Here is a 16,941-nt window from a genome sequence, read left to right on the forward strand (position 1 = left end):
CCTCCCAGGGAATTCAGGTTGCTTCTTGACGTGGTTGGTGAGAACTTTTTTGACTTCATCCAACAGTCAACAGTCAACAGTCAACAGTCAACAGTCAACAGTCAACAGTCAACTGATAACTGTTGACTGTTGACTGATAACTGATAACTGATAACTGTTCCCCCTTTCCTCATCGCAACAACTCAGCGATCTCCTTCTCCGTAAACGGATCATTACCCTTTTTCAGGGCATCAATCCAGCCTTGCCGCCTTTTTTTGCGCTCTGCCGAATCCGTGCCCTCGATAAACGCTTGAAAATCTGCGATCGCCCCTGGCGTATCCCCCGTCAGCGCCCGGGCCAGCCCACGACTATCTCGAACGTCGCCATTGCCCGGTGCAAGTGCCACCGCCGTCTCGCACGCCGAGATCACGGTCTTTGCCCCTTTGTGCAGCGCACCGTACCAACACAGCGTATCCCAAGACTTTTGAGAGATCTTCGAGGTTGCGTCGAACTGCTTTGCTTTCAAGAAGGCATCCACTGCTTCCTGAACTTTACCCTCTTGGACTAGGTTTACCCCTTTTTCGATCGAACCTTCAGCAGCCCACCGTTTAACCTTGTCCTCTGCTGGCACCTTAATGCTGGGCGATAATTTCTTGGCCTGTTGGAATGTCGCGATGGCTTGGCCCAAATCGCCTTGCCGCGCGATCGATCCACCTTGATTGACTAAAAACTGGGCGTTTTCATCAGGGTTCCAGGCCCGCGTTTGACAGGTTTTCCCCGCGTCTTTCGCCACGGAGAGCATTTCCGTATCCTCACCAAAGTGCGTTTGGGGCGCGACTAAAGCGGGATGTAAAATTACTCGGTTGCACGCCATCTTCAGCCAATCTTGCCAAGTGCCAGGGCGCCATTTGCGAAGCGTGTTATCCTCACTGCTGCTGATAATGGTTTTACCGTCCGGGCTAAACGCAACTGAAGTGACTGATTTCGTATGTCCCTTGAGGGGCTGACCGATGGGTTCACCGTCCGTGTCCCACAGGCGAATGGTATTATCCTCACTACCGCTGGCAATGGTTTTGCCATCCGGGCTAAATTTCACCGAGCGGATTGAATTGGTGTGTCCTCTAAAAGGTTTCTCGATGGTTTTGCCTGAAGTATCCCACAGGCGAATTGTATTGTCCGCGCTGCCACTGACGATCTTTTTGCCATCCGGGCTAAATACCACCGAGTAGACCGCCTTTTTATGCCCTTTGAAGGGTTGACCGAGGGTTTTGCCAGAAGTATCCCACAGGTGAACTTTCCCGTCATAGCCACCGCTGACGATTGTTTTGCCGTCCGGGCTAAATGCCACAGACATGACCAAGTTTTCATGTCCCTTAAAGGGTTGACCCATGGGCTTGCCAGAAGTCTTCCACAGGCGAATTGTCCGGTCATAGCTACCACTGACAATGGTTTCGCCATCGGGGCTCCAGGCCACAGAAGTGACCGAACCTGTATGTTCCTTAAAGGGTTTACCGATGGGATTGCCCTTGCTATCCCACAGGCGAATTGTCTTGTCATCGCTACCACTGACAATGGTTTTGCCGTCTGGACTCCATGCCACTGAAAAGACCGTACCTTGATGTCCTTTAAAGGGCTGACCGATGGGCTTGCCATCCGTATACCACAGGCGAATCGTCCCGTCATAGCTACCACTGACAATGGTATTGCCATCGGGACTCAATGCCGCTGAGGATACTTCATCGTCCAGGGTCAAGGGTTGACCGAGGAGGTAGCCGTCCGTATCCCACAGACGAATCGTCCCGTCCCAGCTACCACTGAAAATGGTTTTGCCATCGGGGCTCAATGCCACGGACGAGACTGCATCCAGGTGCCCGATGAGGGGATGACTCAGCAGAGAATTCCCCCCCAGATCCCAAAGAGAAATGCTTCCATCCCCGCCCCCACTGACGATGACGCCCGTGGGACTAAATGCGAGTGACTGAATCGACGCACCCTCATGCCCTTTGAAGGGTTGACCGATGGGTTTTCCCGAGGTGTTCCACAAACGAATTCGCCCGTCATAGCTGCCACTGGCAATGGTTTTACCATCGGCGCTCCAGGCCACTGACGTGACCCCCTCCTCATGCCCTTTCCAAGGTTGACCAATGAGTTGACCCTGACGAGTCCACAAACGAATTGTCTTGTCATCGCCGCCACTGACGATGGTTTTTCCATCGGGACTTAATGCGATCGAGTTAATCCAACCCTTATGCGCTTTGAAGGGTTTACGGACGGGCTTGCCATTCGTGTTCCACAGGCCAATCGTCCCGTCATCACCGCCACTGACGATCGTGAGGCCATCGGGGCTAAATCGGATTGACCTGACAGGGCCTTGATGCCCTTTTAAGCGTTCGCCCATGAGCTTACCAGAGATGTTCCACAAGCGAATCGTCCCCTCTCCATCGCCACTGACGATCGTTTTGCCGTCTGGGCTCCAGGCCATAGAATAGAGGGCGGGTGGAAGCCCATTGGGCAACGGGTTCATCGGTTGACCGATGGGATAGCCGTCCGTATCCCACAGGTGAATCGTCCCGTCATAACCCGCACTCGCGAGGGTTTTGCCGTCTGGACTCAACGCTAATGAGTTGACTCCAGATGCGTCTGCTGTCAGGAGATTGCGCTCTCTGGCATCTCCGGCGGCATCGCGCAAGCTATACTGCACCTGGGAAAACGTCTTGTCGCGAACCTCGGGCAATGCAGATTTGCTTTCACCTGTGGCTTTAATCGCCAGAATGAGTGCCTCTACCGGACCGACATCGAGCAAAGTCTGCACGCGGCCAGCATTTTCCTTTAACTCGGCTATCTTCCTTAGCTCTTCCGCTTTTTTACGTGCCTCTGTGGCGCTCTGCGTTTGCTTTTGCGCATATTCAGTTTGCTTTTTCGCCTCTATTATCCCAAGTGTTGTGGCAATAGTAGCAAGTGTCATGATCGAGAGCGCCCCCACTACCGCTCCCCTTAATAACATCTTATTTTTGCGTTTTTCTCTGCTACTTTCGGCTATATATGCCTTTTGTAACTCCGTCGCGACGGGATGTTTCTTTTGTGCTTGAATGTCTTTCAACCAAACTTCGGCAATCGCCAATTCACTCCCGCGCAATAGTAGATCTTTCGTCTGATTTTTTTGCTGCCACTCCAAGGCCCGCTGAGACCATTTCGTATGATTCTGTAAGTGTTCTCTGTCTGTATCCAGGGTTCTGACCAATTGATTAAAATTGGCATTGAAATCCCCCTCGTTTTGATTGAAATCTATCCACTGGACTTTGGCTAACTCCGGATGCAAGTCTGCTGAATTGACAGGCCGATGCAGCAGAGTCACAAACCGCTTGTTCAAATTGGCGGCATACTCCACTTCCATCGCGCAATAGGGTGAATTTACCGCTTGCGGGGAAAGAATAAATAAGAAATTATCTGACGATTGGATGCCCTGCTCGATCTCTCGCGCAAAATCCGCTCCCGAGGCAATACTTTCTTGGTCGAACCAGGTCGTTTTTCCCTGTAGTTGCAGTTCGTTATTGAGCTTTCTGGCTAAATCCGAATCGGCGCGAGAATAAGAAATAAAAACATCGAGGGACTCCAAGGGCGGTTGCCGCAAACTTTCAGCAATGAATTCTTCAATTAATGCTGTTGGGCGATGCTGCGTCCGTTTCTGTCCTACCTTCAACCACGCCTCTGCCGTTCGCAAGTTATAACCTCGCAGCAGAATACTCGGATTCTTATGTTGTCGCTCCCACTTCAAGGCTTGAGTTAGGAACACTTTATGCTCGTTATAATAAACTTCATCCTGATGTATAATCTTCAGCAATTGACTTTCATCGAGCAAGTAATCGTCTTCTTTTACGTTGTCGGTGAGGTCGATATACTGCACGCCCTGCAATGCCTTGGGTATCGACTCGGCTGCCGTTTCTCGAACTAAAACGGGGATAATTCGCTTGTGCAGCGATACGGCATAGTCTATTTCTTTCCGCACGTACTCGGATTCTACAGAGTCGGGCGAGAGCAGATAGACCAAATTATCGGTTTGTTCGATGCCGCGATCGATCGCACTCTGAAAATCTTCTCCGGTTTGAATATCGGTTGTATTCGTCCACACTGTCAAGCTTTCTCGCCTCAGACTGTTGCGAATTTTCTCCATTGTTTCCCGATCCCGCTCGGAATAAGAGATAAACACCTGAGTCATCAAGTTATTGCCATTCTTGATGCTTTCAGTAATGTATTCGCAATGCAAGTCCGTCGGAACGCAAGGCGGCTGCTGCTCGTTAAAATGAATTTTTAACCAAGCTTCTGCTTGCTTTTTCTCGTCGCCTACTAACAGCCAGCGATGTTGTTTTTGCTGCCGTTCCCACTCTAAGGCTTTGGTTAACAATTGCGTATGCTTTTCTACATACTCGGCGTGGCGGTTTAATAATTCAAGTAATCCGGTTAAAGATTTATCGAAGTCATCAATTCCTTCGCGAAAATACACCCAGTTGATTTTGCCTATAGCCTGGTGCATATTGTTAAAACTCGAATGCAATCCTTTGGCTTTGTAGGCTTCCCACTCCTCGTCGGTTCCCAGGGGTTTTCGCTGCTGCCAAATCTCTCGATCGATCTGTTCGACGTGCAGTAAGGGAATTATCCGTTTGTTGCGCCGAATTGCCAGTTCGATTTCCTTGCCGCAATAAGGCGAGTTGATCGAATGCGGTGCGATGATAAATAAGAAGTTGTTTGCTTTTTCGATGCCGTCGTCAATTTGATTTTGGAAATCTACTCCCAGGGGAATATCGTTTTGGTCGAACCAAATATTCAACCCTTGTTCTTTCAATCGCTCGTATAACTTTCTGCCGAAACCTAGACTATCTGCTCGTCCGTAAGAGATAAAAGCGTCAAAATTTGTTTTCATGAGGAAGGGATAGGTAAATGGGGGCGTGGATGAATACAGTTATAAGTTCAAGATTTCGGCATGGCTCTGTGCCCCCTTGAGGGTGAGTTTTGTAAGGCATCTTTCAAGTGAATTAAAGCGTTTTGGTAGACTGGGCTAGACAACAGCTTCATCCAAGGAAATTCAGGTTGCTTCTTGACCTGGTTGGTGAGAACTTTTTTGACTTCATCCAACAGTCAACAGTTATCAGTTATCAGTCAACTCAATTCACTGTTGACTGATAACTGATAACTGTTCCCCATCTCCTCATCCCAACAAATTAGCGATCTCCTTCTCCGTAAACGGATTCTCACCCTTTTTCAGCTTATCAATCCAGCCTTGCCGCTGTTTTTTGCCCTCTGCCCAATCCGTGACCTTGATATACGCTTGAAAATCTGCGATCGCCCCTGCCGTATCCCCCGTCAGCGCCCGGGCCAGCCCACGACTATCTCGAACCTCGACATTGCCCGGTGCAAGTGCCACCGCCGTATCGCACGCCGAGATCACGGTCTTTGCCCCTTTGTGCAGCGCACCGTACCAACACAGCGTATTCCAAGACTCTTGAGATATCTTCCAGGTTGCGTCGAACTGCTTTGCTTTCAAGAAGGCATCCACTGCTTTCTGAACTTCACCCTCTTGGACTAGGTTTTCCCCTTTTTTGATCGAACCTTCAGCAGCCAACTGTTTAACCTTGTCCTCTGGTGGCACCTCAATGCTGGGCGATAATTTCTGGGCCTCTTGGAACGTCGCGATGGCTAGGCCCACATCGCCTTGCCACGCCATCGCTCGACCTCGATTGACTAAAAACTGGGCGTTTTCCGCATCGTTCCAGGCCAGCCTTTGACAGGTTTCCCCCGCCTCTTTCGCCACGGAGATCATTTCCGCATCCCCACCAAGCTGCGTTTCCGGCGCGACTAAAACGGGATGTAAAATTACTCGGTTGCACGCCATCTTCAGCCAATCTTGCCAAGTGCCAACGCGCCAGAGACGAAGCGTGCGATCGGTACTGCCGCTGATAATGGTTTTACCGTCCGGGCTAAACGCAACTGAAGTGACTGAACCCGCATGTCCCTTGAGAAAGTGACCGATGGGTTGACCGTTCGTGTCCCACAGGCGAATGGTCTTATCGTAACTACCACTGGCAATGGTTTTACCATCCGGGCTAAATTTCACCGAGTAGATTGAATTGGTGTGTCCTTTGAAGGGTTGACCGATGGGATTGCCTAAAGTATCCCACAGGCGAATTGTATTGTCGCGACTACCACTGGCAATGGTTTTGCCATCCGGGCTCCAGGCCGCCGAGTAGACCGCATCCTTATGCCCTTTGAAGGGTTGACCGATGGGATTGCCTGAAGTATCCCACAAGCGAAGTTTCCCGTTATAGCCACCGCTGACGATCGTTTTGCCGTCCGGGCTAAATGCCACTGACATGACCCAATTTGTATGTCCCTCAAAGGGTTGACCGATGGGATTGCCCAAGCGATCCCACAGGCGAATTGTCTTGTCATTGCTACCACTGACAATGGTTTTACCATCGGGGCTCCAGGCCACTGCCCCGACCGGGCCTTGATGTCCTTTAAAGGGTTGACCGATAGGATTGCCTGAAGTATCCCATAGGCGGAGCGTCTTGTCCGCGCTACCACTGACAATGGTTTTGCCGTCTGGACTCCATGCCACTGAATAGACCGTACCTTGATGTCCTTTAAAGGGCTGACCGATGGGATTGCCATCCGTATCCCACAGGCGAATTGTCTTGTCATAGCTACCACTGACAATGGTTTTGCCATCGGGGCTAAATGCGGCTGAGTAGACTCCATATTCGTGCCCGGTGAAGGGTTGACCGATGAGGTAGCCGTATCTATCCCACAGACGAATCATCCCCTTATCGTCGCTACTGAAAATGGTTTTGCCATCAGGGCTCAATGCCACGGACGAGACTGCACCCACGTGCCCGATGAGGGGATGACCCAGGAGAGGATTCCCCCGGAGATCCCAAACAGAAATGGTTCCATCCGAGCCCCCACTGACGATGCTTCTACCCGTGGGACTAAATACGACTGACCCAATCGGCGCACCCTCCTGCCCTTTGAAGGGTTGAGTGATGAGTTTCCCCGATGTGTCCCACAAACGAATCCGCCCGTCATTGCTGCCACTGCCAATGGTTTTACCATCGGGGCTCCAGGCCACTGACGCGACCTCATCCTCATGCCCCGTCCAAGGTTGACCAATGAGTTGACCCTGACGAGTCCACAAACGAACCGTTTTGTCCTTGCCGCCACTGACGATGGTTTTTCCATCGGGACTTAATGCGATCGATCGAATCCCACCCTTATGCCCTTTGAAGGGTTTACCGACGGGCTTGACATTCGTGTCCCACAGACGAATCGTCCCGTCCTCGCCGCTACTGACGATCGTTTTACCATCGGGGCTAAATCGGATTGACCAGACATCGCCTTGATGCCCTTTTAAGCGTTGGCCCATGAGCTTACCAGAGATGTCCCATAAGCGAATCGTCCCGTCTACATCGCCACTGACGATCGTTTTGCCGTCTCGGCTCCAGGCCACGGAATTGAGGGGGGCTATAAGCCCATTGGGCAACGGGTCGAGCTGTTGATGGGTGGGATAGCCAGAAGAGGTATTCCACAGGCGAATCCTCCCGTCTTTACCCGCACTCGCGAGGGTTTTGCCGTCTGGACTCAACGCTAATGAGTTGACTGCCTGTGTGCTTGCTGTCAGGAGATTGCGCTCTCTGGCATCTCCGGCGGCATCGCGCAAGCTAGACTGCACCAGGGCAAACGTCTCCGGGCCAACCTCTGACGATGCAGATTCGCTTTCACCTGTGGCTTTAATCGCCAGAATGAGTGCCTCTAGGGGATCGGCATGAAGCAAAGTCTGCACGCGGCCAGCATTTTCCTCTAACTTGGCAATTGCAGTTTGCTTTTTCGCCTCTATTGTCCCACCTATTGCGGCAATAGTGGCAAGTGTCATGATCGAGAGCGCACCCACGACGGCTCCCCTTAATAGCATCTTATTTTGGCGCTTGTACTTGCTACTTTCGGCTATATATGCCTTTTGTAACTCGGTCGCGACCGGCTGTTTCTTTTGTGCTTGAATGTCTTTCAACCAAACTTCGGCGATCGCCAATTCACTCCCGCGCAATAGTAGATCTTTCGTCTGATTTTTTTGCTGCCACTCCAAAGCCCGCTGAGACCATTTCGTATGATTCTGTAAGTGTTCTCTGTCTGTATCCAGGGTTCTGACCAATTGATTAAAATTGGCATTGAAATCCCCCTCGTTTTGATTGAAATCTATCCACTGGACTTTGGCTAACTCCGGATGCAATTCTGCTGAATTGACCGAGCGATGCAGCAGCGTCACAAACCGCTTGTTCAACTTCGCTGCATACTCCACTTCCATCGCGCAATAGGGTGAATTTATCGCTTGCGGGGAAAGAATAAATAAGAAATTATCTGACGATTGGATGCCCTGCTCTATTTCTCGCGCAAAATCCGAGCCCGAGGCAATACTTTCTTGGTCGAACCAGGTCGTTTTTCCCTGTAGTTGCAGTTCGTTATTGAGCTTTCTGGCTAAATCCGAATCGGCGCGAGAATAAGAAATAAAAACATCGAGGGACTCCAAGGGCGGTTGCCGCAAACTTTCCGCAATGAATTCTTCAATTAATGGTGTCGGGCGATGCTGCGTCCGTTTCTGCCCTACCTTCAACCACGCCTCTGCACTTCGCAAGTTATAACCTCGCAGCAGAATACTCGGATTCTTATGTTGTCGCTCCCACTTCAAGGCTTGAGTTAGGAACACTTTATGCTCGTTATAATAAACTTCATCCTGATGTATAATCTTCAGCAATTGACTTTCATCGAGTACGTAATCGTCTTCTTTTACGTTGTCGGTGAGGTCGATATACTGCACGCCCTGCAATGCCTTGGGTATCGACTCGGCTGCCGTTTCTCGAACTAAAACGGGGATAATTCGCTTGTGCAGCGATACGGCATAGTCTATTTCTTTCCGCACGTACTCGGATTCTACAGAGTCGGGCGAGAGCAGATAGACCAAATTATCGGTTTGTTCGATGCCGCGATCGATCGCACTCTGAAAATCTTCTCCGGTTTGAATATCGGTTGTATTCGTCCAAACGGTCAAGCTTTCTCGCCTCAGACTGTTGCGAATTTTCTCCATTGTTTCCCGATCGCGCTCGGAATAAGAGATAAACACCTGAGTCATCAAGTTATTGCCATTCTTGATGCTTTCAGTAATGTATTCGCAATGCAAGTCCGTCGGAAGGCAAGGCGGCTGTTCCGAGTTAAAATGAATTTTTAACCAAGCTTCTGCTTGCTTTTTCTCGTCGCCCACTAACAGCCATCTATTTTGTTTTTGCTGCCGTTCCCACTCTAAGGCTTTGGTTAAAAATTGCGTATGTTTTTCTACATACTCGGCGTGGCGGTTTAGTAATTCAAGTAAGCCGGTGAAAGATTTATCGAAGTCATCAATTCCCTCGCGAAAATACACCCAGTTGATTTTGCCTATAGCCTGGTGCATATTGTTAAAACTCGAATGCAATCCTTTGGCTTTGTAGGCTTCCCACTCCTCGTCGGTTCCCAGGGGTTTTCGCTGCTGCCAAATCTCTCGATCGATCTGTTCGACGTGCAGTAAGGGAATTATCCGTTTGTTGCGCCGAATCGCCAGTTCGATTTCTTTGCCGCAATAAGGCGAGTTGATCGAATGCGGTGCGATGATAAATAAGAAGTTGTTCGCTTTCTCGATGCCGTCGTCTATTTGATTTTGGAAATCGACTCCCAGGGGAATATCGTTTTGGTCGAACCAAATATTCAATCCTTGTTCTCGCAGGCTCTCGTATAATTTTCTACCGAAAGCTAGACTATCTGCTCGTCCGTAAGAGATAAAAGCGTCAAAAATTGTTTTCATGAGGAAGGGATAGGTAAATGCGGAATAGGAAATCGGGAAATTTCCATCATGGAATTAAAACATTTTAGAGAGCGCGAATGGTAGACAGCCACACCGCACAACCTCACGCGATCGGATTGGAGGGGACTAGAACAAAATCAGGCACTGCTGAATCAAAGTATGATTTTTCCTGTAAGGGTAATTCTAAGTGCTTACCCCGTCAGCGGTGAGGCAACCAGGGGGGATTGAGCCTACAAATTTCATACCCTATTCAGCAAGGCCTGTTTACGATATCTTGACAATCTAGATATCGTGGGTTGACTTTCCCTATCTCTATCATGGCTTGGGGCCACTGTCTCTGTCAGTCGGAAAAGTCGGATCTTAAAGTCGGAAAAGTCGGATCTTTCCCATAAGTACATAATTTATGGCGCTGCTGAATAAAGGTATGAATTCAAGATTTCGGCATTGCTATCAGCCCGCTTGAGGGTGAGTTTTGTAAGGATCTGGTGAGTTTTAGTTGATAGTAAAAATAAAACTTCCCGTGGGAAAGGGCCGAAAGCCTGTGTGAGCCAGAGGCTCGCACTACCGTTTCCACCAGCAATTGAGAACAGCCAATTTATTCGTCTACTAGAGAGTTGCTGACGACAATATTGATGCCCTATGGCTTTTTGATTAAGTGCGATCCACAAACACACCATACCATAGATAGATGACAAAGCAATCATTATTTAGAACCCGGGCAAGCGTCAATCAGTGGGAAAAGTAAACACTGTATGGCTTCACGGGGCGACAACCCCGTCAAATTCCGGATCTTCCCAAAAATCGGTGTAGCAGATGGCACACTGGCGGTAAACTGCCAGTAAAAATTGCTAAAGCCCCGGCTCTGGTGAGTTTTAGCGGATAATAAAAATAAAACTTCCCGTGGGAAAGGCCCGAAAGCCGGAGTGAGGCAGAGGGTGACACTACCGTTTTCACCAGAAATCCTGAAAAGCCTTTTGTAACATCAAGCGAAAATTTGATTCATACCCTGAATCCACAACGCCACATTTTCTATGTATTCTCGACTATAAAATCACGGCTAAGGCTCGCCCAAATCTGCTCACGGACAACTAAAGTGAATAGATTCCTTTCGGCTTCATACCAATTGCTAATTATCTTTTTATAGCCCATTAACTCTCATTTAATAAAGGGGGGAAGTGACCAAAATATGTGAGTCTCGATCGCGTGGGTGTCTCTCACCATGAAACGACAAATTCCACATACTTGTTTGAGCGCTCTATGAAAGGTTTCCAAGCCACAATGAACCTCGTGAATTGTCATAAATTCACTTCGGGTTGTCTCTTTGAGCTTTTCCCGATCTAGCAGATATAAAATATAATGTCTAGAGTCTGCTTTTTTAAAGTCTTTCCTCAACAGCTTTATAAATCCAAATTCTTTTAGATGAGACTAATCCTTCCTCGGTCATCTCTAAAAAAAATGCTTACTTGGAAATACTTGGGCTGCTCATTTGAGACAATGACAATTCTGTTTTTTTCAATGCCGAATATAAAACCCAGACCGAATATAAAACCCAGTTTCTGGTTGATTATAAACTTTAAATTTTCTCCTCCTGAATACCAACTATCTCCCGTTACTATTGTTGGTTTCACTCCCCCTTCTCTAATTTTACTCACTATCTAAAATATTTTTTTTCTGGCGGTGTCGAGGTTTTAGTTATTTTTCTGACTGTCCGATACCCATTAGTAGATGTTCCCTCGTTCCCTCGTTCCCTGTTCCCTCGTTCCCTGTTCCCTCGTTCCCTGTTCCCTCGTTCCCTCGTTCCCTCTTTGATCAATGCACTACTTGGTTATATTATCAATGCGTAAGTCCTAGATTCAACAAATTTGTGGGTCGAAATTAGAATTGAGTGATGCACCATGCGACAGTGTTCCCCTCTAGAGTTGGGCTGCCTTTAACCAGCAAAACTTCAGAACGCTCTTCTGTCACTCTCTTGCAGAGCAATCTCTAGAAGCTTTATCAGTCAATCAATACCAGCTATCCTATTACAAAAACTTGGTTGTTGTATTTGTTATTCTCAAAAAATATTGCGCTCGCTTCCTATACAAAAGCTCTAGAATTGAGAAATGACAAAAGTTTCCCGGCGTTGCGGATTCACGGTATGAATCAACTTTCCGCTTGATGTTACAAAAGGCTTTTCAGGATTTCTGGTGAAAACGGTAGTGGGAGCCTCTGCCTCACTCCGGCTTTCGGGCATTTCCCACGGGAAGTTTTATTTTTATTACCCGCTAAAACTCACCAGAGCCGGGGCTTTAGCAATCCTTACTGGCAGTTTACCGCCCGTGTGCCATGTGCTACACTGATTTTTGGGAAGATCCGGAATCTGACGGGGTTGTCACCCCGTGAACCCATACAGTGTTTACTTTTCCCACTGATTCACGCTTGCCCTGATGATAAATAATGATTGCTTTGTCATCTATCTATGGTAGGATGTGTTTGTCCCATAAAACTTACTCAAGAAGCTATAGGGCATCAATATTGTCGTCAGCAACTCTATACAACTCTATAGTAGACGAATAAATTGGCTGTTCTCAATTGGTGGTGGAAACGGTAGTGGGAGCCTCTGGCTCACACAGCCTTTCAGGCCTTTCCCACGGGAAGTTTTATTTTTACTATCACCTAAAACTCACCAGAGCCTTACAACACTCACCCTCAAGCGGGCTTATAGCAATGCCAAAATCTTGAATTCATGCCTGTATTCAGCAACGCCAGTTTTCCGAGAGTGACAGAAGAAGGATAGTTCATAGGATTCCAGTCGTTGGTCATCAGTCGAACTAACCAAGCGCTTGCGCTATCGAACTTCTGCCTCGTGAAATAAAGGGGGTGAACAACTAGGATTTCGCAGCCACGATGCGGATCTAAACAATATAGTGCATGCAAACAGAAGTCCACATGGCGAAAAAGACCTCGTATTACGACTACCTGCGCCAAGAAATGACCGATATGGTCGAGCAACTGGAGCTACCCGATCTTTGCAAACAGTCGCTCAAAAGTCGCTGGCTCGATCAAGTGGTTTGGGCGGATAAGAAAGCCGAAGAATGCCGTCGCTGGCACTATCGCTTGCGCCTGACGGCGATCGTCGGTGGTGTACTGTTGCCTGCGGTAGTTGGAATTAACTTTCAACTGGGCAATCAACTGGGCAAAGATAATGAATACTTTCGCTTTTGGTTTCCTTACGTCCCGTTTGTCTTGAGCCAAATTATCGCAGTCAGTGCGGCAGCGGAAGAATTTATGCGCTTTGGCGATCGCTGGCGCGAGTACCGACAACTAGCCGAAGAGCTCAAAGCAGAAGGCTGGGAATACCTGCAATTGACCGGCCCCTATCGCTACAAAACCCACCAAGAAGACGATAGTCCGCCTCCCCTGTCGCGCAGTCGGATGTCCGAAGTCAGCGTCGAAGACTGGAAAGCCCTCAAACCCCAGACTGAGAACAAGGAATCTACAACCCACCAAGATGTCTATACCCTGTTTGCAGGTCGGGTCGAAAGCTTGATTAAGAATGACGTACAAAACTATATCACGGCGTTGCAGCAAAAACAGGCTAAGGAGCAAGAGCAAATCAAGCACATCCTGAAAACCGTCGAGAAGGTTTCCACCGATAAAACCTTGTTTGCAAAGCCCACTCCTCCCCCTCAACAGCCGCCTTACGGGGCTGCCAACCCGCCTCACAATGGCTTTGGAGCAATGGGAATGCCAGCGCAACATCCGGCGTTCAATGCTCCAGGGCAACCCTCGATCCCACCAGTCCCCCCTCAGAATACCCCGATGGCGCAAACCGCGTTCGCCCAACCACCCGCCGCCTTTGCACCCCCACCCGCACCGAGTGCCCCAATGCCTCAGCCGACTGTGGCCCAGCCTCCTGCCGCGTTTGCGCCTCCATCGGCACCTATGCAAATGGCTTTTGCCCAGCCTCCTGCCGCCTTTGCAGCAGCCCCCTCTGCTAGCGCTCCAGTGCAGCAAACCGCGCTCGCCGACCTGAATGCTCGCATCCTCGCCTCCACCCTCAAACTGCGGGGAATCTCTACGGCCGACGGCCCTGATGGTGGCAACAACGCCTGCGCCTGGACGGTCAACAAAGTCATTCAGGATGCAAGCCTCACCCCACTTGGCGCCAATCCCAATTACGTTCCCGCAGTCCTGGATGCGCTCAAACAAGGGCGAGGAGAACTGGTGCCGAGAGAATCGGCGAAAGCGGGCGATTTGGTGGTTGCGGATGGAGAAGCACACATTGGGATTGGACTGACCGATGGTTGCAGTCGAGTCCTCTCCAACTCATCCTCTAGAGCTTGCTTTGTGTGGGAAAGCGATACGGATTTTGACGGCTCCTACGGTGGAAAGAGTACCATTTACCGCCTGAAAAGTTAAAAGTTGAAAGTTGAAAGTTGGGGCGCACGGCCGTGCGCCCCTACGTTGAGAGTTAATCATGCTGACTGGATTGAGTATCCCAAATCCGGGACCGAATGCCTCCTCCAAGAATTAAGCTCTTGCCAGTCGGTCTCTAGCTATTATTTTCTGAGGAGCCTGTCGATCAACCTAAAAGATGGGTCGCATATGGGGATTTGACCTAACCTCAGATGTACCCCAGCCCTCTACCCTCTAACAGGACATCCCGATGGCTAAGAAAAAGACCTACGAACAATACCTGCGCGAAGAGTTGGCAAGCTTAGTCGAACAGTTGAACCTCCCCAACCTCTACAAACAGTCGCTCAAACAGCGCTGGATCGATCAGGTAGTGTGGGCGGACAAAAAAGCGGATCAGTGTCGCCGGATGCACTACCGATTGCGTCTGACGACGATTATTAGCGGGGTGGTGCTGCCTGCTCTGGTGGGGATTAATATGCAACTGTCTAAAGATAATGAATACTTTCGCGATTGGTTTCCTTACGTCCCCTTTTTCGTAAGTCAGGTGATTGCCGTCAGTGCGGCGCTAGATGAGTTTCATCGCTATGGCGATCGCTGGCGAGATTATCGCAAAATGGCAGAAGACCTCAAGGCTGAAGGCTGGCAGTACGTGCAATTGAGTGGTTCCTACGACAACCTGGTCGACCATATCGACGGCTATGCGACCTTTGCCAGCCGGGTCGAAAGTATCATCAAGAACGACGTACAAAACTACATCGCGACGTTGCAGCAGCAGCAAGCCAAAGAAAACGAGCAAATCAAGCAAATTCTTAAGACAGCCAACACTGTCGCCACCGATAAAACCCTGTTCGATCGACCCGAACCCGTCCGGCCCCCCCAACAGCAACAGCAACAGCAACAGCTTTGGGGGAATCCGGCTCCCGCCTTTCCTGCCCCTGGGGCTGCGGGCATTCTCCAAGTTCGCCAGAATACCGAATTCAAGCTCAGTCCCCAACATTCATCATTGTTGCCCGATAACTATAAGATTTTTGTCGGTGGCGGCAACAGCTTTGGCTTGATGTCGTATGCTCAAGCTGAGAACAATCACCTGCAAGTGGCGATCGATCGCGGACTCGGCCCTGAAAACCGCAACGTCTGGTTTGTCAGCGCACCGGATGTCGCGATCGTCGGCAATACCGGGTCTAGTGCCGCCAATCTCATGGGGACCCCTGCTGCGCCAGCACCGATGATGGCAGCAACGGCCGCCGCTCCAAGCCAGATGATGGCGACCTCTGCTGCTCCAGCACCGATGATGGGTGCAACGGCCCCCGCCCCAAGTCCGATGATGAGCGCTCCTCCCCCCGCGCCCACTGCTCCCCTGGCTCCCCCCGCCCCAGCGGCAAGCAACGGGGCAAGCAACGGGGCAATTCAACTGCCCGTTCCCTTTTTCTCCCAACGAGACAATCTGCAGGAAGCCGACCGAACTTGCAATACCTCCAGTTGTGCGATGGTGGCTAAGTTCCTGGGTGCAAACATTTCCGGGGATGACGACTACTTCCAGTACGTGATTAAGTATGGCGATACCACCGACCATACCGCCCAAACTCAGGCCCTGGCAGAACTGAAAATTCAATCGACCTGGAATACCGCTCTCGATTTTGACGATCTGGATAAATCGCTAGCCAGTGGACTGCCTGCTGTCATTGGTATTCTGCATCGCGGGCCGCAGTCCGGGCCTACAGGTGGCGGGCATATGATTGTGGCGATCGGTCGCAACGCAGACGGCGATTACATTATCAACGATCCGTACGGCAACTTGTTGGACCAATACACAACTAAAGAGGGCGGCGGATTGATCTATTCTCGCCAGGAATTGAGCCGTCGCTGGACAGTAGAGGGTCCGAAAACCGGCTGGGGACGGCTGTTTTACGGCAATAACCCACCGGGTACATCCGCCCAAAACGCGCCCGCTCAAACTGCAAATGCTCAAACTGCACCTGCCCAAACGGCTCAAACTCTCTTCGCCTCTGGTACGGCTACGGCGGCGAGTCCGACGGCAAGCGCCCAATATATGACGGGCGAGCAACTGATTCAGATTGCCGGATCGAATGCACCGAGCGATCGCCTGCGCCAACTGGCTTCCAGCGTCAACGACGTTCTCAATCACTATCAGATTAATACGCCCCTGCGGATCTGCCATTTCATCGCTCAGGTGGCTCACGAGTCGGACTGTTTCAATGCGATGGAAGAATATGCTTCTGGTGAAGACTACGAGGGACGGGACGATTTGGGCAACACCCAACCGGGCGACGGCGTACGCTTTAAGGGACGGGGGTTAATGCAACTGACCGGAAGAGCGAACTATGCGGATTTTTCTAAGGCAATGAATCAGGATTTTATCGCTCAACCCCAACTCGTCGGACAGATTCCGTTTGCCATTTGGGTCGCAGGCTGGTACTGGGATACCCGACACCTCAACGAGTATGCCGATCGAGACGACCTCGAAGGAGTCACCCTCCGCGTGAATGGGGGTTACAACGGCCTCGAAGATCGCCGGGACTATTTGCAAAAAGCGAAGTCGGTGCTGCGTGCCTAACTGGCATCAGTAAGTAGGGCTTGCTGAATAAGCCTAAAACCCTTACCTCAAAAGACTTTGACTCGCGTTCGGCGTTGACAACGTGTAAGACTATGAGCTAAAATTAGTCAAA

General features: G+C 50.0%; 4 protein-coding genes and 1 pseudogene. 2 read left to right on the forward strand and 3 right to left on the reverse strand.

Annotated elements, in window-relative coordinates; genetic code table 11:
* Positions 1-169: 169 nt before the first annotated feature.
* From QUB04_RS04645 to QUB04_RS04655, 3 genes and pseudogenes are all read right to left on the reverse strand, one after another.
* Positions 170-4,897, reverse strand: a complete 4,728-nt coding sequence (locus tag QUB04_RS04645) for a TIR domain-containing protein (protein ID WP_333281634.1) — start codon at positions 4,895-4,897, stop codon at positions 170-172.
* A 285-nt stretch (positions 4,898-5,182) separates the two neighbouring features.
* Positions 5,183-9,856 (reverse strand): TIR domain-containing protein, encoded by a 4,674-nt coding sequence (locus QUB04_RS04650; protein ID WP_333281637.1) that lies wholly within the window; start codon positions 9,854-9,856, stop codon positions 5,183-5,185.
* A 1,029-nt stretch (positions 9,857-10,885) separates the two neighbouring features.
* Positions 10,886-11,502: pseudogene (locus QUB04_RS04655) on the reverse strand (transposase); the annotation flags it as partial.
* Positions 11,503-12,766: 1,264 nt separating this feature from the next.
* Between QUB04_RS04655 and QUB04_RS04660 the strand changes: the two are divergent.
* Both QUB04_RS04660 and QUB04_RS04665 read left to right on the forward strand, forming a co-directional pair.
* Entirely contained in the window at positions 12,767-14,257 is a 1,491-nt protein-coding gene (locus tag QUB04_RS04660) for a DUF4231 domain-containing protein (RefSeq protein WP_333281640.1), read from the forward strand.
* A gap of 247 nt (positions 14,258-14,504) precedes the next feature.
* The gene (locus QUB04_RS04665; RefSeq protein WP_333281643.1) at positions 14,505-16,829 is read left to right on the forward strand and encodes a DUF4231 domain-containing protein; all 2,325 of its coding nucleotides are present in this window, start codon (positions 14,505-14,507) and stop codon (positions 16,827-16,829) included.
* Positions 16,830-16,941 lie beyond the last annotated feature (112 nt).

Origin of the sequence: Microcoleus sp. D2_18a_B4, from assembly GCF_036702475.1 — a bacterium.
Taxonomy (GTDB): domain Bacteria; phylum Cyanobacteriota; class Cyanobacteriia; order Cyanobacteriales; family Microcoleaceae; genus Microcoleus.